The following is an 18,264-nucleotide window of genomic DNA, read 5'->3' on the forward strand; positions in this document are numbered from 1 at the left end:
ATATTTTAATATATAAAGCATTGAAAGTAAATAGGATGAGGTGAATCATGAGTAGCGTATTAGGTATAGTAGGAAGTCCGCGTACGAATGGCAATACGCATAGTTTAGTTTCGAAGATTTTAGACGGGGCAAGGCAACAAGGGGCGACAGTAGAAACGATTTTTTTAGGGGATCAATCCATAAGAGAATGCGATGGTTGTCATGCTTGTTGGCATGGGAATGCATGCAGTAAGCATGATGATATGAATAAAATTTATCAGCAAATCAACCAAGCAGATATTTTGGTGTTAGGAACACCTGTATATTGGTATGGTCCTACGGCATTGATGAAGGGCTTTATTGATCGTTTTGTTTATTATAATTGTGAGCAAAACCGCGTACATGTTAAAGGAAAAAGTGTGGTTCTTGCCATTCCTTTTGAAGATGAGAGTGTTGAAACGGTTATGCCTGTTTTGCAATTTTTTGAGCGAAGTTTAAGTTATTTAGGGATGAATTTAGCAGGTAAGGTTATTGCGCAGGGCGTCGGTAAAAAAGGAGAAATTGCTTCTCGAGCAGACTTGTTGGAAAGTGCATTTTTACTAGGGAAAAAAGTGGTTGAAGAACAATAATTCTATTGAAACTGTCATTTTTCGTCAGCTGAGGAGGAATTTTATGCTAATTTTAGAAGATGAGTGGAAAAAACTGTATCCTGGGGCAAGTATCGGCATGATGACTGTAAGCAATGTAAGAAATCCGAAATATCATGAAGCGTTAGAGAAGAAAAAAGCCGAATTGATTGAATCGCTTCAGTTAACATTTAAAACGAAAGCCGATTTATTATCTTACGAACCAATACAGATTTATGCTGCCTATTATAAACACTATAAAAAAACATATCATGTAGTATCTCAGATGGAATCGCTTATTTTTAAGAATAGGTCCATTCCTTGTGTGGCAACATTGGTAGAAGCCATGTTTATGGCTGAATTGAATAATGGTCTTTTAACAGCGGGACATGATGTGGATACAATGAATTTTCCACTCAAAATAGGTGTTTCATCAGGTGAAGAGTCGTATCAAGGCATTAGTGGAAAAAAGCAGACAACCAAACAGGGTGATATGATCATGTATGATAGGGAAGGCGTTATTTCAAGTATTTTGTGCGGCCCTGATGATAGAACCAAAATAATGGAAAATACAACGAACTGTGCTTTTATAGTGTATATGCCAGCAGGTATTAAGCAATGTGTTATAGAAAAGCACTTTGATGAAATTATTGAGAAAATTCAATTGTTTGCACCAGAAGCCATTGTAGAGTTTCGTAATATTTACAAAGCGTAGATCCATTTAGGCTACTACTCTCTATTTATTATAAGTTAGTATTTATGATTCATGTTCTGTATAATAGGATGTAGGAGAATCATGATGAATAAATTAAAATTTTATCGCGATAAACGGCTTTCTTGTTATGAAATCAAACAGGGACAATATCATCTTCCTGCTGCCAAATGCCATTGCCATAATGAATTATCCATTGGAATCATCGAAAATGGTACAAGTATGGTAAGTTGTCAGGGAATAAAATTTGTTGTTGAACACAATCATTTAGTTGTTTTTCCGCCGCAAGTCATGCATCAATGTACTCCACAAAATCTAAAATCGTGGAAATTTAAAATGCTTTATATTGATAAGAAATGGCTCCAATCGGTGTTTACAAATCATAAGGAAACAACTGTTTCTGTGGTCGTTAAGAAATTGACTACTATGAACATTAACAAAGTAAAATCTTTTTTTTCTTTCCTTGAATCAGAGGCATCTCCCTTAGAGAAAGAGACGAGACTGATTATGACGCTGGCAGCGCTCCTGTCTTTTACCGATAGTGCCCTAGTTCATAATGTAGAAGTTAATATAAATGCTGATATACGGTTGTTGCGAGAGTATATTGAGAAGCATTATCTTGAGAATATAACATTAGATGAAATGACGGCGTTTATGGGCATGACAAAATATTACTTAATTCGTCTGTTCAATAAGAACTATGCCATGACTCCTCACGCCTATTTAATGCAATTACGGTTAAATTATGCCAAAATGATGTTGAAAAAGGGAAAAGATATTGCTTATGTAGCTCATGAATCGGGGTTTTATGATCAAAGTCATTTTTCTAATTCCTTTAAACAATTTTGTGGTGTGACTCCTCTCTGGTATCAAAAGCTGATTTGAATAGAGCAATTTTTTACAAGATTCGAGCTATCAAAACTGCTATGCTGAAAGAAAACATATAAAGAAGGTAATTGATATGGATTCAATGAAATGTGTAGCAGTAATTGATCAAGAGTTACCCGTAGGACTTATCGCCAATACGGCTGCAATTCTTGGCTGTACACTGGGTAAGCAAATAAACGAAATTGTAGGGGAAGATGTAGTGGATCAAAGCAATCATTTACATCTTGGAATCATAAATATTCCCCTTCCTATCTTAGCTGCCTCAGAAAATAAAATTAAAGAAATTTACAAAATCGTTCATGAAAAATATAATGAAACGATTACATTAATAGGATTCAGTGATTTGGCACAGCGCTGTAAATCCTATGATGATTATACAATCAAGATGTCTGGAGTTTTGCCTGATAATCTTAATTATTTCGGGATTTGTCTTTATGGGACAAAAAAAGAAATTAACCATCTGACAGGCAATTTACCTACACTGAAATAATAATTTTTGCAAAAACAGTCCTTATCCATTTGCTGATGGATAAGGACTGTTTAAAATGATATAAAGATTATTTCAATGTCATGAGTCAGTATCTGTTTGTGTAGCATTTTCGTGGGAGTACATCGCCCATAATACTAAATATTACGCCGCTAATAATCAAAATTGCACCAAAAATAAAGTTTATATTAATACTTTCTCCTAAGAATAGCCAACCAAGCAAAACTGCTGACATAGGTTGGAGCGGATAAAACAAGGAGCAAGTGCCCGCTTCCAGCATGGCTAAACTTTTATTCCAATATACATGAGCAAAAGCTGTACAAACAAGTCCCATATAAAGTAATGAAAGAATGGCGGTCCAGTCAAATTGAACATTTGGAGTCATTACTAGTTCATAAATTGAACAGGGTAAATTGCAGATAGCCCCAATAATAATTCCATAGGTAGTAATTTGAAAAGCATCATATTTTTGAGTGACTTTTCTCACGATAACGGATACAAGGGACCAGGAAATTACCGAGAATATGGAGATTAAGATTCCCCATACTTGTCCGATGCCACTGTTGTCACCGACAATAATATAAACTCCAACAATCGATAAAATAATACAGAACATTTTTTTTATTGTTAGTTTTTCTTTTAAAATCATAACAGCAAATAACATAATCGCAATGGGATTGATAGAATTGATCAACGAAGCCATGGATGCATTCGATAACTTTGTTCCTAATAATTGGGCTCCCATGGATACAAAATAGCCGATAAAACCGATAAAAAATATATATTTGTAATCTTGGCGTTCGATGTTCGGGAGCTTTTTTTTCTTGAGAATTAGAAGTAAGACAATTCCTGCAATAACATACCGCAGGAATGCAACTGTAAGTACAGGAATTTTCCCCAATACAAATTTACTTACAACGTATAAACTTCCCCAGATAAAAAAAGTTATGAATAGATATAAATAGGCCGTTTTCTTATTTGTCATTGTAAAATCACCACTGTCTTTTATTTGTTCAGCCTGCTTTGGTCGCACAATTCTTATTATAAACCTTCTATTCACAAGAAGGCCAAGGTTATTTAAAATAAAACGCCTATTCTGATTTGTTGGCATACAATAAATCAACGAGGTGATAAAATGGCGTATGCGATTACGATTAATCTTTCTTCCAGGCAGTTAATTTTATATCGCAATGGTGCTTTAGCAAAATCTTATTCGGTTGGCATCGGCAAAATGCTTACTCCTACACCAACAGGAACCTATCGAATAGTCAGTAAGGCACCTAATCCGGGAGGGCCATTTGGTGCGATGTGGATGGGGTTAAGTAGACCAAGTTATGGTATTCATGGAACGAATAATCCGGCATCTATCGGACACGTTGTTTCTCATGGCTGTATTCGTATGTATAATCGTGATGTATTAGAACTTGCTCATCTAGTACCTATTGGTACATCTGTGACGATCATAAATAATTAAGACAGACGAAGCGGAAGAGGCTGGAAAGTCTATTGGTAAGCATAGCTGTTGTTGTTTCAGGTCACGCTATCATTATTACTCGAATTTTTTTGTTACATCTTTGCGAAAAGCTTATTAGGGTATAAAATAATATGAGTAATGCAAAGTGCGATAATAAAAGAAAAAACTGAGGAGAATATAGCATGAGAGAAGAAACAAAAGACGAATTACAGGGAATTACCCTTCTTGGTAATCACAATACTTCTTATCAATTTGACTATGATCCAGCTGTTTTGGAAGTTTTTCATAATCAGCATATTGAAAATGATTATTGGGTTAAATTTAACTGTCCGGAGTTTACCAGTTTGTGTCCTAAGACGGGGCAGCCGGACTTTGCAACGCTTTATATTAGTTATATACCGGAAATCAATATGGTAGAAAGTAAGTCACTGAAACTGTATTTATTCAGTTTTAGAAATCACGGTGCTTTTCATGAAGATGTTGTGAATATTATCATGAAAGATCTTGTAAAACTTTTACAACCACGTTATATAGAAGTGTGGGGAAAATTTCTGCCACGGGGTGGTATTTCGATTGATCCCTATTGTAATTATGGAAAACCGGGCACAAAATATGAAAAATTGGCTTGGGTTAGAATTGAACAACATGATTTATATAACATGGATAAGGTGGACAATCGATAAATTTTTACACAATCAGATAGCATAAAAGCTCGCGATTTCGCGGGCTTTTGACGGTGGCGGGAAGGATTATACAATATGAACTATTATTTGGTACTTGGTGCGACAAATGAAGTGATGGAGCATGCGCAGCTTTACTCAGATGAAAATTTGGCAAACAAAGCGACCTTGTGTTTTGCAGGTAGTGAATCGACGTCGTTGGCAGCTGGAGTGATCGCTCATTCTAAGGACGCCGGAGTCAGTCGAAGAGCGCTTTATTTGTCTCTTAACATAGAGGCGGCGAGCCTCGGACCGCACTCTGATATTTATGTTTTGGTGCGTTCTGTACCTTATCTTCATAGCACGACGGGGGCGCGCGTTTTTTATAATGAGCAAGAGGCGCAAGCCGAAGTGGACAACTTTAACTCAGCAGTGAGCAGAGCGAACTTTCATGCCTATCTATTTACTTTCACTCTCTGAATTTTATTTCCCTTATAATCTGATAAGCTATTTATCCTAACCACGAGGAAATAGTTTGTTTTGGTGCGTTCGCCTGAACACTTACGTCGGATAAACGGTGCGGTACAATTTTATTAGTTTTACAGCTGAATTTACTTATGTTTTTATCGAAATTATACGATGATATAAAGAGTGTGTTATTACTAAATAGATACTTTGATACTTCGAAATATTAGTATTGTATGGTTATCGTGGAAGAATAATTTATAGAGATACTAAGATACTTGAATGCCTATTTTGTAATAACGTGTTTAACTTTGGAAGGAGAGGACCTGTCACATGGATATATCTGGAGTTTCTTTAACGCTAAGTAAATCAATGAATGGGATGAATAGCAATAGTTCAACACAAGATACCGATAATAGTTCGGGAGGATGGAAATATCTCACTGTTCAGGAGGGCGGTTATACATATACTTATATTGTAATTGGAAAAAACATGAAGGTTCTTATTAGTCAGGTTGCTGCTCAAGGAGATAAAGATAACAGTGCTGATAAAGGTAAAAAAACTGAAGAGAATAAAACCGGAAATAATAAGGTAAACGCTGAGAATAATTCCACTGCATCAAATCAAGCGGAACAACAAAATAATAAGGTACAGAATGTGCAGGAGAGTCAAATTTCTAAGAAATATGGAATGTTGACTTTAACGGCGTATCACGAGAAACAAATGCGGGAGATACTGAAAGAAATGGAAGAAAAGGTTGGCGGTGTCTCGAGTGTACGTAAAGAGGTTGATGTTAAGCAATAATTTCAGTTGAAAATAGTCAGTTAATTATAATACAACGTTTGTGAAATATTGTAAATTCACAAGCGTTTTATATTTTAATGTATCAACGTGAAGTGATACATTATTTGTAATATAAATAAGCTATTTGCCCTGATCATGGACAGATAGCTTATTTATATTATAAATTTCTGTTGATTTTAGGTGTTTTGTAACAAAGTAGTAATAATGGTTTGCTATTATTTATGTGCCTGCCTTTATAAGGACGTAAACATGGCATTGTAGCAATTCAATTGGAGAAGGAGGCTTAAAAATGGGGTTGGTAAGTCGTAATATACCGAAGAGAATGAGTGGCGTTTTGGGTTTTTGTCTTTTTGTGCAAACAACCCTGGGGTTTGCTATGCCTCTGTCCGTAGATCAAGCGGTTAAGATGGCGCTGGACAATCACTTGGATATCAAGGTTGCCGAAAATAGCGAAGAACAGGCAAAATATGCGCTCAAAAGTACAGAAGGAAGTCGGGGTATTTCTGTTGATGTTTCGAATACCTTTTATTTAAGACAGATCCATTATTCAGCTACGACAAATACGACGTCTCTTGCACTTTCTTTACCACTTTATAGTGGTGGAAAAAATGAGGGGAATATTGAAATGGCTAAGACCGATGTGAAGATTGCGGAGCTTACTTTGCTAAAAGAAAAACAAGATATTAAATTAAAAACAATTTCTGCTTATTACGACGTATTAGAGGATCAAAAAGTTCAGGCTGTCGATCAGGAAACGGTTGATAATTACATATTGCATTTGAATAATGTAAAAGCCCAATATAGCGTCGGCAATATTGCAAAGTTAGATGTATTAAAGTCAGAAGTCGAACTGGTAGATGCGCAGCAGACTTTGTTGAAAGCTAAGAATTCATATGCTGTAGCAGTTAATGACTTGAAAAATCTAATTCGTTGGAAAAGTATCGAACCCCTAGAGTTTATTGACGATTTTCAGCATGTACCTGTTAATCAGACTATGGATCAATGCGTGACATTTGCGAAGGAACATCGTCCTGATGTCAAAAAATATCGACTCAGTATTGGAGAATCGGAAAAGAACGTGGAAGTTGTTAGGGCCGATCAAAAACCGTCTGTATCACTTATGGCGGCAACTGGCTGGGGTAGCAGCATTTTGCCTAAGGAAGACAATCGAGATATGTACGTAGGAATTACCACTTCATGGAATTTATTTGACGGGCAAATAACCAAGTCAAAAATAAAGAAAGCGCAGAGTGCCGTAGCTGCGGCTCATTTAGAGCTGGAATCACAGGAAGATTCTGTAGAGGTATCCGTGAAAGAGTATTATTTAGGATTAAAAGAAGCAGAGAAGCGGATGGAAACGACACAGGTTGCAGTCCATGAGGCTGAAGAAGCTTATTTTATTGCCGAGGCAAAATATCAAGCCGGCGAAGGAGTTATTTTGGATGTGATCGACGCACAGCTTGCTTTAACTACAGCAAAGAACAATTATATTGCAGCCCGGTATGATTATGCAACTTATAAGGCGAAATTGGAAAATGCCATGGGTTTGGATTAGGAGGCAGGGATATGTGGGAACGGATTAATAGAAAAAAATGGGCAGCGAGTCTTGCTGTTTTGTTGGCGATTGTTGGCGGAAGCTACTATTATTATCAGAGTGCAAAAAGTCAGAAGGCCGCCGCCGTAGAGTCAGTGGCAGTAACGAAGGGAACGATTGTATCAAGTGTCTCGGCAACTGGCACTGTCAAACCGATAGATGCAGTCGACATTTCGTCACAAATTACGGCACTGATTAAAGAAATTAAAGTGAAGGAAAATGATTATGTCAAAGCTGGGCAAACGTTGGTGATTTTAGATGATAAGGCTCTTGAAACCACGTTGCAGGAAGCGCAGTACACTGTAAATAGCACTGCGGCAAAATATAAGCGGGCAAAGTATTTGAATTCAATTGGAGCTAAATCGGATGCGGATTTTGAAGATACCCTGCTTAACTATCAAAATGCAAAGGCCGCTTATGATCAAGCACAATCAAATTTGGACAAAACAGTCCTTGTTTCTCCGATGGATGGCGTTGTTTTGGGTCAGCCAGTCTCTGTGGGGACATTAGTGACTGCGGGTGTGAACGATCCGACTGTGATTATGATGATTGGAGATGTTTCGCAGAAAAAAGTGAAGGTCAAGGTCGATGAAACAGATATTGGCAAGATCAAAGTTGGTCAGCAGGCAACTTTTACAGTGGATGCTTATCAGAATCATACTTTTACGGGCAATGTGATTCAAATTGGTCAGATTTCAACTAACACGACTTCTGTCTCATCCACATCCACATCGTCATCGTCCACATCGTCATCAACAGCATCTTCTTCTACAAGCAGTGTCATCTATTACTATGTAACCCTTTCTGTCGACGATCCGGATAATTTATTAAAAACGGAAATGACGGCGCGTGTCAATATTAAGGTGGGTGAAAAAGATGATGCGCTTCTTATTCCACTAGCGGCTTTGAAGACGAGTACAAACGGACAGTATGTAATGGTATTGGGCGCTAATGGCGTCACAGAAAATGTGCCAGTTACAGTAGGGCTGACAAGTAATGATAAGGTGGAGATTATCAGTGGGTTAGAAGAGGGTGATCAGTTGGTTATTTCTTATACGAAGTCGGAAAATCAAAGTTCTTCTAAACAAAAAGATAATGGTCCGCCGCCGATGTAATGAGAAAAAGGGGATGAAGGGTCATGGGAATTTTTCTGAAGGAAGTAACTAAATACTATCAAATTGGCGAGGACACTGTGGCCGCTCTAGGTGGCATTTCGCTAGAGATAAAAACGGGTGAGTTTGTTGCGATTATGGGGCCTTCGGGTTCAGGAAAATCGACACTGATGAATATTCTTGGTTGTTTAGATCGACCAAGCAGCGGCTCTTATCTTTTGGAGGGACAGGAAGTGGCTACTTTAAAGGATGATGAACTGGCCAAGACACGTAATAAACGTATAGGCTTTGTATTTCAGAATTTTAATCTGTTGTCGCGCGTATCAGCTTTGGACAATGTGGCATTGCCACTTGTGTATGCAGGCGTGACGGAAAAAGAGCGGATGCAGCGGGCAGCTTTGATTTTGGATTCCGTTGGACTTGCTTCGCGCAAAAAGCATTTACCGAATGAATTGTCAGGCGGCCAACGTCAGCGGGTGGCTATTGCCAGAGCGTTGATCAATGATCCGAGTATTATTATGGCCGACGAACCAACAGGAAATTTGGATAGTCATTCTAGCATTGAAATTATGAATATCTTTAGCAAGTTGCACGAGCAAGAAAAAACGGTCATCCTGGTTACTCATGAACCAGATATTGCAGAATATGCCAAACGTGTCATTACTGTGCGGGATGGACTGATTATCAGCGATGAAATAAAGGAGCAGTAATATCATGTTTAAAGAAAGCATTGTCATTGCACTGCGTGCTTTGCTTGCCAATAAGCTTCGTTCTATTTTAACGATGCTGGGAATTATCATTGGCGTCGGCGCCGTCATTGCTATGGTGTCCATCGGGATGGGCGTTAGGGAAAAAGTGCAAAATTCGATTGCTAGTTTGGGTAGCAATATGTTGATTGTGACGCCTGGTGCTGCCACTTCACAAGGTGGCGGGCATTCTGCTTTAGGCACTAGTACTACACTATTGCTAGATGATGCGAATTATATTAAGCAAGCTGCGAAAGGAATTGAATATTTGGCACCGACAGTCAGCAAATCTTATCAGATCGTTGCTGGAAATCAGAACTGGACAACAACGGTACAGGGAATTACGCCGGATTATATGTCGATCCGTAATTTAACAGTGGGCAGTGGTAGTTTTATTTCGCAGCGTGATATGAATTCTCGTAACCGGGTGGTAGTTTTGGGAGCTACTGTTGCGGAAAATTTATTTGGTGAGATGAATCCGACAGGGCAAAATGTTCGTATCAATAATACGCCTTATCAGGTTATTGGTGTTTTAGACAGTAAAGGCCAATCGGCCATGGGGCAAGATCAGGATGATATTGTCATGGTGCCGCTGACAACGGCACAAGAACGATTGATTGGTATTACTTATTTGCACTCCATCAGTATTCAAGTCTCTAAAATGGATGAAATGGATCAGGTACAGGACCAGATTACTACATTACTGCGTCAGCGGCATAAGATTACTGGGGATAAACAAGATGACTTTACTGTACGTAATCTAACCAGTATTATGGCAATGGCAACAGAAACAACGGAAACGATTACTTTGTTGCTTGGGAGTATTGCGGCTATTTCGCTTTTAGTTGGCGGAATTGGCATTATGAATATCATGATGGTCTCGGTAACGGAAAGAACTCGGGAAATTGGTATTAGGAAGGCACTTGGAGCAACCTATCACGATATTATGCTGCAGTTTTTGATTGAATCGATTGTGATTGGAGTGCTTGGCGGGACTTGGGGTATTATTTTAGGAGTTGCCGCAGCATTTGCCATTTCGGCGTTTGGCAGTTTAAATACGGTCATTTCGCTTTTGCCCATCTTGGTGTCTTTTGGATTTTCTGTTGCAGTGGGCTTGTTTTTTGGAATTTATCCGGCTCGGAAAGCTGCCCTGCTCGATCCCATTGAGGCATTGCGTTACGAATAAGCAGGAACCTTTTTAGCTTTAGAGAATTTAATAATCATTCTACTTGTGAGGTGAGATATTTTGTACTCTAAAATTCGTACGAAAATTTCTTGGATGGTTTTGTTGACTTTGTTTGTTATGGCTTTGACAGCGTTGCCTGCGTTGGCTGATCCTGTTGCTGCTGACAATGATTTAGCGGCTGTGGCACTTTATATTGATACGACGGGTCATTATATTCCTGGTATGGATATGTTAAATAAGGCGTTGAATGATGTCATTCGTTTCAAATTGAATCTTTTAATGTTAGGCAGTGAAGTACAGTCAGGTGATGGTGTGCTGCGGGATTTAAGCGACTGCAATATCCATTCGGCCGGAGATGCCACTTTAGATTCGCTGGCAACTTATGGTGCTAAGCGTCATGTAAATTATATTGTGCTATTTTCGGTGCGCCCCTGGGATGTGGCACTGGATCTTAAAGCTTATTCAACAGCTGCGAATGATTATATCGTCGATAAAACAGTTACCCGGCCTGATGGCGATAGTGCGTTGTCAACATTGGATTCTCTTTCGAATATGCTTGGGTCGGCATTAACAGATGTCTTTCAACTACTGAAGGGTTCAACTTCTACAACACCTGCGGCACAATGATGTACTAAAAGATTATCGTATTTTGTTACGATTAACGTAGCTGCTATGGACTATTCGATTGTAGCTGGAACGGGATCACCCATGCGAGCAAACAGGTATCTGAAAAACAAAAAATAATCCACGCTGATTTTACGTGGGTTATTTTTTTGTCGAAAACTGTTATTATGAATTTTTGTTGGGACCATGAAGAATCCAATAGGATAACCCTATTAAAATTAAGATGGCACTGCTTGTCCAAAGTCCTGGAATTTGGTCAGGATAGAGTGGAGCTGATGCTAAAATCAATAAAATAAAGGCGGACACGATCCAAGATAAGTAAGGATATCCAGGTGCCTTATATTTCAACTTTTCAGGGCAGTTTTGTATTAATTCGCCTCGGTAGAAATAGTGAGTGGCGGAAACACTCATCCAGTTGACAAGTGCCAGGACACCACTGGCACTGATTGTATAGATGAATACTTTTTCAGGCAGGATATAAGAGACAAGAACAGCCAGCAGCAATGTGAATCCACTGAGTAGTACCGCTTTTGAGGGGACGCCTTTGTTATTTTTGTAGGCGATTTGTTTTGGGGCTTCGCTGTTTTTGGCGAGCGAGAGCAGCATTCGTGAGGAACTGTAAACTTGCGTATTAAGTGACGAGAGTGCCGCAGTTAACAAGATGAAATTGAGGACATCCGTCGCAAAAGGAATATTGAGCAGGCTAAATACTGACATAAAGGGACTGATGGTTTTATCAAGTAGTTGTTCTGGCAGTAAGGCAAGTAACAGTACGGTCGAAAGGGTATAGAGGATGACGACGGTACCTGAGACAATCATCGCTGCCTGAGGCACAGTTTGTTCAGGTTGTTTTGTTTCTGTGATGGCCAAGCCGATAATACCTGTTCCAGTGTAGGCAAATAGTACAACGATCATGGAGGATAAGAGACCGCTAATCCCTAAGAATGGCTCTGTAAGTGCACTTGCGAATATAGAAAAGTTTTCCCTTGCCGATCCTATGGAAAGACCGAAAGCCATCAATGTTCCCACGAATATGAAAAGAATGAGTGTAATAATTTTTATGGAGGCCAACCCAAATTCTACACGACTGAGGCCTTTTGCATCACATAAATTGATGGCTGTTACTAGCAGTGCAAAAACCAAACTGAATAGCCATAAGGGGATGGACGGAAACCAGATTCGCATAAAAAGTGCACAGGCCGTTACTTCACTTGCCATTCCGAGTACAGCGCTTGTCCAGAACATCCAACCGATGACATATCCCCACCAACGGCCAAAAATTTGTTGGGCATGGACCTTAAATGAACCGGGTGCGGGATTTGCAATAGACATTTCAGTAATAAAGGCTACTTCGCTCATCATAATAAGGCCGCCCAGCAAGTAGGCGATGGGAGCGAATGCTCCCGCAAGGATGATGACTGTACTACTTGCTAGAAAAATGCCTGAGCCAATAATATTGCCTAAAGCCATAATGATAAATTGAGATTGATTAAAACCATGTTTAGCAGGTTCATGAGGTTGGGAACAGATGTTACTGTTTTTGCAATTGAAAAAGCTTTTTAAATTTAGTGCCATTGTTTCGCTCCTTTTATCTCTAGTTTTGACAGTAGACTCGGAGTTATACTAACTGAACAAAGTGCATAACCTTGGGTATAATTACTACGTTGGTTGAAAGAATTTCTTGACTCATTATATCAATATATCGTAATATATAAATATAATGATTTTATGGATAAGGAGTGGTTGGGATGAAAGTATTAATTATTGGTGGTGTGGCTGGCGGAGCCAGCGCGGCGGCACGTTTGCGGCGACTCGATGAAGAATGTGAGATTATTTTGTTTGAACGGGGTGAACATATTTCTTTTGCCAATTGCGGGCTACCCTATTATGTAGGTGATGTGATCCGTAATAAAGAACAACTGCTTGTGCAAACGCCGGAAGCTATGAAGGCTCGGTTTCGCATTGATGTCAGGACAGGCAGTGAAGTGGAAAGTATTGATGTCAACGGTAAAACGGTGACTGTCCATGAGTTGGCAACAGGAAAACGCTATGCAGAGTCTTATGAACAATTGATTCTGTCGCCGGGAGCTGCGCCAATTAAACCGAATATTCCTGGTCTCAATGGGGAAAATGTTTTTACCATGCGTAATATTCCTGATACGTATGCGTTAAAACGGTTTGTTGATATGAAGCAGCCCAAACGGGCCGTTGTGGTGGGTGGCGGATTTATTGGCATTGAGTTGGCGGAAAATTTGGTTGAACGCGGTGTGAAGGTTACTTTGGTTGAATTGGCTGATCAAGTAATCGGTCCGATTGATTTCGAAATGGCCGCCTTAGTGCATCGCCATTTGAAGGAAAATGGGTTAGAATTATATTTACAGGATGGAATTCAGGCTGTAAGACAGGAAATGGATTATTCCGTTGTTGAACTAGCTAGTGGGGAAGAATTGAAAACAGATCTGATTGTACTCGGTATTGGTGTTACACCGGAAAATCAGCTAGCGAAAGCAGCCGGACTGGCAGTCGGAGTCCGAGGCGGTATTCAAGTCAATAAGACACTCAGAACATCTGCTCCTGATATCTATGCCGTAGGTGATGCTATAGAGATAACCGATTTTGTCAATGGGCAGCCTGCCATGATTCCACTGGCGGGTCCAGCCAATAAGCAGGGACGCATTGCGGCGAATAATATTTGCGGATTTTATGAGGAATATGCTGGTACACAAGGGACATCTGTTCTTAAGGTTTTTGATTTAACTGTGGCTTTTACGGGAAACAATGAAAAAATTCTCAAACGACTCAAGATCCCCTATGAAACATCGATTACTCATGCCATGTCCCATGCGTCTTATTATCGCGGCGCTACGCCCATTTCATTGAAAATTATTTTTTCGCCTGATACAGGTAAGGTGCTTGGGGCGCAAGCGAGTGGCAATCAGGGAGTGGAAAAACGGATTGACGTCATTGCTACGGCGATTCGCGCCGGTATGACGGTTTATGATTTGGAAAAATTGGAACTTTCCTATGCGCCACCCTATTCTTCTGCGAAAGATCCTGTCAATATGGCGGGATATGTGGCGAGTAATATTTTGAAAAAGGACTGTCAAGTGATTCATTGGCATGATATTGCCAAGCTTAATAAAGATGAAGTGGTGTTGATTGATGTGCGCACGTCGGTGGAATTTTCACTGGGGACGATTGAAGGGGCTGTCAATATCCCCGTGGATGAACTACGCACGCGGTTGGACGAAATTCCATTAGATAAGGAAGTCATTTTATTTTGCCAAGTTGGCCTCAGAGGGTATTTAGCCTATCGGATTTTAGTGCAACATGGATTTCAGCAGCTCAGAAATTTAAGCGGCGGCTATAAAACGTATGCTGCAGCGATAGAAGAACAATCAAATCGTCATTTGTATGATAATGACTTATTTGAGCAAGAAAGTGGTGAATTAGCTACTGAACCTGTTCAGGTTTTGGACCCAGCTGAAATTCAGGCGGATCAAAAAATAGATGCATCGGGATTGCAGTGTCCGGGACCGATTATGCAGGTATACAAAACGCTGGGAGAAATGAAGGCGGATCAAATTCTGGAAGTAACCGTGACTGATCCGGCTTTCACGAATGATGTAACGGCCTGGTGCCGTACGACAGGAAATCGTTTGTTGGCAATAAAGACATCCGATTTAGTTACTATTGCCTATATTCAAAAGAAAAACTCCGGTATTTCAGCTGATGTGCCGATTGGTGGACATGATAAGACACTCGTCGTTTTTAGCAGCGATTTGGATAAAGCCATGGCTTCATTTATTATTGCTAATGGAGCAGCGGCGATGGGGCGAAAAGTTACCATGTTCTTTACCTTTTGGGGATTGAATATTTTACGGAAAACGCAGTCGATCGAGGTCAAAAAGACCTTTTTAGAGCGTATGTTTGGTATCATGATGCCGCGCGGCTCACAAAGATTAGCTTTGTCTAAGCTCAATATGGGGGGCGTAGGGAGCAAATTGATGCGGTATATGATGAATACTAAACAAATTGCTCCGCTAGAAGATTTAATGGAACAGGCTAAAGGACAGGGAGTTCGGCTTATGGCTTGCAGTATGTCCATGGATGTTATGGGTATCAAGCGCGAAGAACTGATTGACGGCATCGAAATCGGCGGAGTCGCCACTTATTTGAGTGCTGCCGAATTGGCTGATACTAATTTATTTATCTAAAGTGATAAAATACGGGGGATCTTATGCAGAATCTGAAACAGTATGAAAAGCAAAGTGAGCTATTAAAAGCCTTGGCTCATCCAGTACGACTTTGTATTGTAAAGGGATTGATTGAAAATCAGTGTAATGTTACGAAAATGCAGGAATGCTTAGGACTTCCGCAATCGACTGTATCGCAGCATTTGGCAAAGTTAAAGGCTGCCGGTATTATTGAAGGCGAGCGCAAGGGTCTTGAAATTTGTTATAAGGTGGTTAATAAAGAGGTTTGTGAAATTGCAGAGGTGTTGTTTCATTAGTAAAATGCTCCTAGCTTGCATCATGCAGGCTAGGAGCATTTGCCATTCGGATCGAGACATGATAATTTTGTATCATATAATATTTTTTGAGGAGCGAACTTTTTTATCGTATCTATCGTACAAAGTATGGGATAGGTGATTTGAGTGATTTCTGATGAATGTTTAGCAATGCAAATTCAACAAGGAAAAGAGTGTGCTTTTGAAGCGATCGTTCGTCGTTATCATGGACCGATACATGGCTATATTGTCAGATTGGGCGGTGAATATCATGTGGCGAATGACATCGTACAAGAGGTTTTTATTAAAATTTTTCGCAATATTCATCAGTATAGAAGTTCATTGCCTTTTAGGCCGTGGATTTTTGCGATTGCCTCTAATGCTTACAAAGATTATTTAAAAAAGACGTATTTGTCAAGAGATGTGGGCGGGTTGGAAAATATGGATGGAATGATGCTGAGTCCGGATATTGCTGAAAATCAGTTGCTTATTCATGACCAGCGGGAAGTTGTTCTGACAGCCGTCGGAAGTCTTAAGACAATTTATCGTGAAGTTTTGGTGCTGCGTTATTATCAAGATCTCAAATTAGATGAAATTGCTATAACCTTGCAAATTCCAGTAGGCACTGTTAAATCAAGGCTTTCGACCGCTTTACATCAGTTAAAGAACTTTTTTGCAGAAGGAGCGGATTGCGATGAAATCAGAATTAACGGATAAACAGCGCGAGATTTTTTGTGAATTAGATGAGCCGATGGATCAAGAAGATTTGCTCAATATGATGGAGATGCTTGATGAATATACGGTGAAGTCTCCTTCTGAGCAAGAAACGGAGAATTTGATTGCTCAACTGAAGCCGCTGCTTCCTAAACCGTCAGTAATAAAGCATGAGACTAGGCAAACTTATTCCTCTTCGGTCTGGCAATTGTTGCGTCCACAATGGATGATCATCAGTAAAAAATTTATTGTCGGGACGGTTTTAAGTTTGTTTGTCGGTTTGTTTTTAACGAATGCATTTGATGGGAATACTTTGATGTTTTTGGCCAATTCTTCTCCTGTGCTGGGAATTTTGACGATTGTCTATACCTTCAGAGCGCAGCATAGCGGAGTTGATGAACTGGAGGCGGCTTGCCCTTATTCACCAGCGCAAATTGCTGCAGCGCGACTATTATTGGTACTGGGATATGATACTTTTTTGTGTTCACTGGCGACACTCGCAGTAGGCAATGGCCAGGGAGGGATATTGTGGCAGGTAGTCATGAGTTGGCTAGCCCCCTTGTTTTTTGTCTTGGGAGTTGCTTTGGCGACGTCACTGCGTTTCGATACTACGAGTGGTTGTTGTGTGTCGGCACTGGCGTGGTTTTTGCAATTAAAGACAGGAAAAGAAAGTTCTATGTTAGTGCGTTTGTTACCTGATCACTCGCTACTCTTTTTTGATTTTATCAGTTTGTCTATTGGAATCTGTCTGATTTTTTATTCGTATAAATGGTTGGAAGCAAAGGGGTGAGGAAGGCAAATGTTACAACTTACAGCAATCAGTAAGCGTTTTGCCGGAACTGACTTTATATTAAATCCTGTTTCTGTTTGTTTGGGCAAAGGACTCAATGTTCTTGTCGGCCCGAATGGAGCGGGAAAATCAACGCTATTGCGGATGATAGCGGCTATTATGAAACCCGATGAGGGAAGTTTCCTGTGTGATGGTTGCGATGTATTTGCAGATGTACGGCGCTATAAAATGGGACTGGGTTATTTGCCGCAAAATTTCGGTTGTTATGAGCATATGACTGGGATGGAATTTTTGCGTTATATGGCAGGTTTAAAAGGCTTATTTCATGAGCAAGGACGTGAACGGCCTGAATATGTTGCGGAACTCTTAGAAATCGGCGCTCAGTGCAGCATCAAAGTTGCGGCGTGGTCTAATGGCTTGAGGCAGCGTCTGGGGATTGCTCAGGCTTTATTGAATAATCCGAAAATTTTGGTGCTTGATGAACCCTTTTGCGGGTTAGATGCCGCTGAAATGGAAAAAGCAGGTGAGCTTCTTAGTCAATTGTCACAAGAACGGGTGGTTTTAATTAGCACTCATATTTTGACTGGTTTAGCTATGGATCAATTATTACTGATTATTCAAGGAACCTTGCAATTTGCCGGTCTACCTACCGTCTTTATAGATGAAGCACAGGGAAAGGTTTGGGCAGGTGAAACAAGTAAAAGCGAAGGAATGGTACTTCAACAGCGTTATCCAGGCAGTGAGGCTGTTTTTGACGGTGAACACTGTCGATATCGTATTTTAAGCAGCACCAGACCGCTGATTTCAGGAGCAAAATCTGTGGAACCTTCCTTAGAAGATGCTTACTTGTTTTGGGTGCAGCGCTTTCGTGAGGCAGATAGGGGATAGTCACTT

The 18,264-nt window shown here is 39.9% G+C and carries 20 protein-coding genes; 18 read left to right on the top strand and 2 right to left on the bottom strand.

Annotation, left to right across the window (positions count from 1 at the left end):
* Positions 1 to 47 precede the first annotated feature (47 nt).
* The 4 genes from Ga0466249_RS03035 (at position 48) to Ga0466249_RS03050 (ending at position 2,695) form a co-directional block, all read left to right on the top strand.
* Positions 48 to 608, top strand: a complete 561-nt coding sequence (locus tag Ga0466249_RS03035; protein ID WP_215827939.1) for a flavodoxin family protein — start codon at positions 48 to 50, stop codon at positions 606 to 608.
* 43 nt (positions 609 to 651) lie between these two features.
* Positions 652 to 1,320 carry a phenylalanine--tRNA ligase beta subunit-related protein gene (locus Ga0466249_RS03040; RefSeq protein ID WP_215827940.1) on the top strand — a complete coding sequence of 223 codons (669 nt, stop codon included), beginning with the start codon at positions 652 to 654 and terminating at the stop codon, positions 1,318 to 1,320.
* An 81-nt stretch (positions 1,321 to 1,401) separates the two neighbouring features.
* Positions 1,402 to 2,202, top strand: a complete 801-nt coding sequence (locus tag Ga0466249_RS03045; protein WP_215827941.1) for an AraC family transcriptional regulator — start codon at positions 1,402 to 1,404, stop codon at positions 2,200 to 2,202.
* A 76-nt stretch (positions 2,203 to 2,278) separates the two neighbouring features.
* On the top strand, positions 2,279 to 2,695 hold the full coding sequence (locus Ga0466249_RS03050; RefSeq protein WP_215827942.1) for a DUF2000 domain-containing protein: 417 nt from the start codon (positions 2,279 to 2,281) through the stop codon (positions 2,693 to 2,695).
* An 85-nt stretch (positions 2,696 to 2,780) separates the two neighbouring features.
* Here the strand turns inward: Ga0466249_RS03050 and Ga0466249_RS03055 are convergent, their stop codons facing one another.
* Entirely contained in the window at positions 2,781 to 3,677 is an 897-nt protein-coding gene (locus tag Ga0466249_RS03055; RefSeq protein ID WP_215827943.1) for a DMT family transporter, read from the bottom strand.
* Between the two features lie 150 nt (positions 3,678 to 3,827).
* Between Ga0466249_RS03055 and Ga0466249_RS03060 the strand changes: the two genes are divergently transcribed.
* The 9 genes from Ga0466249_RS03060 to Ga0466249_RS03100 all read left to right on the top strand — a co-directional run bounded on the left by Ga0466249_RS03060 (position 3,828) and on the right by Ga0466249_RS03100 (position 11,359).
* A complete protein-coding gene (locus Ga0466249_RS03060; protein ID WP_215827944.1) occupies positions 3,828 to 4,166 on the top strand; it encodes a L,D-transpeptidase in 339 nt (112 codons plus the stop codon).
* Between the two features lie 182 nt (positions 4,167 to 4,348).
* The gene (gene queF / locus Ga0466249_RS03065) at positions 4,349 to 4,849 is read left to right on the top strand and encodes a preQ(1) synthase (RefSeq protein WP_215827945.1); all 501 of its coding nucleotides are present in this window, start codon (positions 4,349 to 4,351) and stop codon (positions 4,847 to 4,849) included.
* 75 nt (positions 4,850 to 4,924) lie between these two features.
* Positions 4,925 to 5,305 (top strand): hypothetical protein, encoded by a 381-nt coding sequence (locus Ga0466249_RS03070; RefSeq protein WP_215827946.1) that lies wholly within the window; start codon positions 4,925 to 4,927, stop codon positions 5,303 to 5,305.
* A 318-nt stretch (positions 5,306 to 5,623) separates the two neighbouring features.
* On the top strand, positions 5,624 to 6,094 hold the full coding sequence (locus tag Ga0466249_RS03075) for a hypothetical protein (RefSeq protein WP_215827947.1): 471 nt from the start codon (positions 5,624 to 5,626) through the stop codon (positions 6,092 to 6,094).
* 289 nt (positions 6,095 to 6,383) lie between these two features.
* On the top strand, positions 6,384 to 7,649 hold the full coding sequence (locus Ga0466249_RS03080) for a TolC family protein (RefSeq protein WP_215827948.1): 1,266 nt from the start codon (positions 6,384 to 6,386) through the stop codon (positions 7,647 to 7,649).
* A gap of 11 nt (positions 7,650 to 7,660) precedes the next feature.
* Positions 7,661 to 8,803, top strand: a complete 1,143-nt coding sequence (locus tag Ga0466249_RS03085) for an efflux RND transporter periplasmic adaptor subunit (RefSeq protein ID WP_215827949.1) — start codon at positions 7,661 to 7,663, stop codon at positions 8,801 to 8,803.
* A gap of 23 nt (positions 8,804 to 8,826) precedes the next feature.
* On the top strand, positions 8,827 to 9,510 hold the full coding sequence (locus Ga0466249_RS03090; protein ID WP_215827950.1) for an ABC transporter ATP-binding protein: 684 nt from the start codon (positions 8,827 to 8,829) through the stop codon (positions 9,508 to 9,510).
* Position 9,511: 1 nt separating this feature from the next.
* Positions 9,512 to 10,732, top strand: coding sequence for an ABC transporter permease (locus Ga0466249_RS03095; RefSeq protein ID WP_312889698.1), 1,221 nt, complete (start codon positions 9,512 to 9,514; stop codon positions 10,730 to 10,732).
* Positions 10,733 to 10,792: 60 nt separating this feature from the next.
* A complete protein-coding gene (locus Ga0466249_RS03100; RefSeq protein WP_246588347.1) occupies positions 10,793 to 11,359 on the top strand; it encodes a hypothetical protein in 567 nt (188 codons plus the stop codon).
* A 162-nt stretch (positions 11,360 to 11,521) separates the two neighbouring features.
* Here Ga0466249_RS03100 and Ga0466249_RS03105 read toward each other — a convergent pair whose 3' ends face one another.
* Positions 11,522 to 12,931, bottom strand: a complete 1,410-nt coding sequence (locus Ga0466249_RS03105) for an amino acid permease (RefSeq protein ID WP_215827952.1) — start codon at positions 12,929 to 12,931, stop codon at positions 11,522 to 11,524.
* Between the two features lie 173 nt (positions 12,932 to 13,104).
* Between Ga0466249_RS03105 and Ga0466249_RS03110 the strand changes: the two genes are divergently transcribed.
* From Ga0466249_RS03110 to Ga0466249_RS03130, 5 genes are all read left to right on the top strand, one after another.
* On the top strand, positions 13,105 to 15,573 hold the full coding sequence (locus Ga0466249_RS03110) for a DsrE/DsrF/DrsH-like family protein (RefSeq protein ID WP_215827953.1): 2,469 nt from the start codon (positions 13,105 to 13,107) through the stop codon (positions 15,571 to 15,573).
* Positions 15,574 to 15,596: 23 nt separating this feature from the next.
* The gene (locus Ga0466249_RS03115; protein WP_215827954.1) at positions 15,597 to 15,869 is read left to right on the top strand and encodes an ArsR/SmtB family transcription factor; all 273 of its coding nucleotides are present in this window, start codon (positions 15,597 to 15,599) and stop codon (positions 15,867 to 15,869) included.
* Positions 15,870 to 16,013: 144 nt separating this feature from the next.
* A complete protein-coding gene (locus tag Ga0466249_RS03120) occupies positions 16,014 to 16,583 on the top strand; it encodes an RNA polymerase sigma factor (RefSeq protein ID WP_312889687.1) in 570 nt (189 codons plus the stop codon).
* The gene (locus tag Ga0466249_RS03125; RefSeq protein WP_215827955.1) at positions 16,561 to 17,370 is read left to right on the top strand and encodes a hypothetical protein; all 810 of its coding nucleotides are present in this window, start codon (positions 16,561 to 16,563) and stop codon (positions 17,368 to 17,370) included. The genes Ga0466249_RS03120 and Ga0466249_RS03125 overlap by 23 nt, the downstream gene beginning before the upstream one ends.
* A gap of 9 nt (positions 17,371 to 17,379) precedes the next feature.
* Positions 17,380 to 18,258, top strand: a complete 879-nt coding sequence (locus Ga0466249_RS03130; RefSeq protein WP_215827956.1) for an ATP-binding cassette domain-containing protein — start codon at positions 17,380 to 17,382, stop codon at positions 18,256 to 18,258.
* The last annotated feature ends 6 nt before the right edge of the window (positions 18,259 to 18,264 follow it).

Origin of the sequence: Pelorhabdus rhamnosifermentans (assembly GCF_018835585.1) — a bacterium.
Lineage (GTDB): Bacteria > Bacillota > Negativicutes > UMGS1260 > UMGS1260 > Pelorhabdus > Pelorhabdus rhamnosifermentans.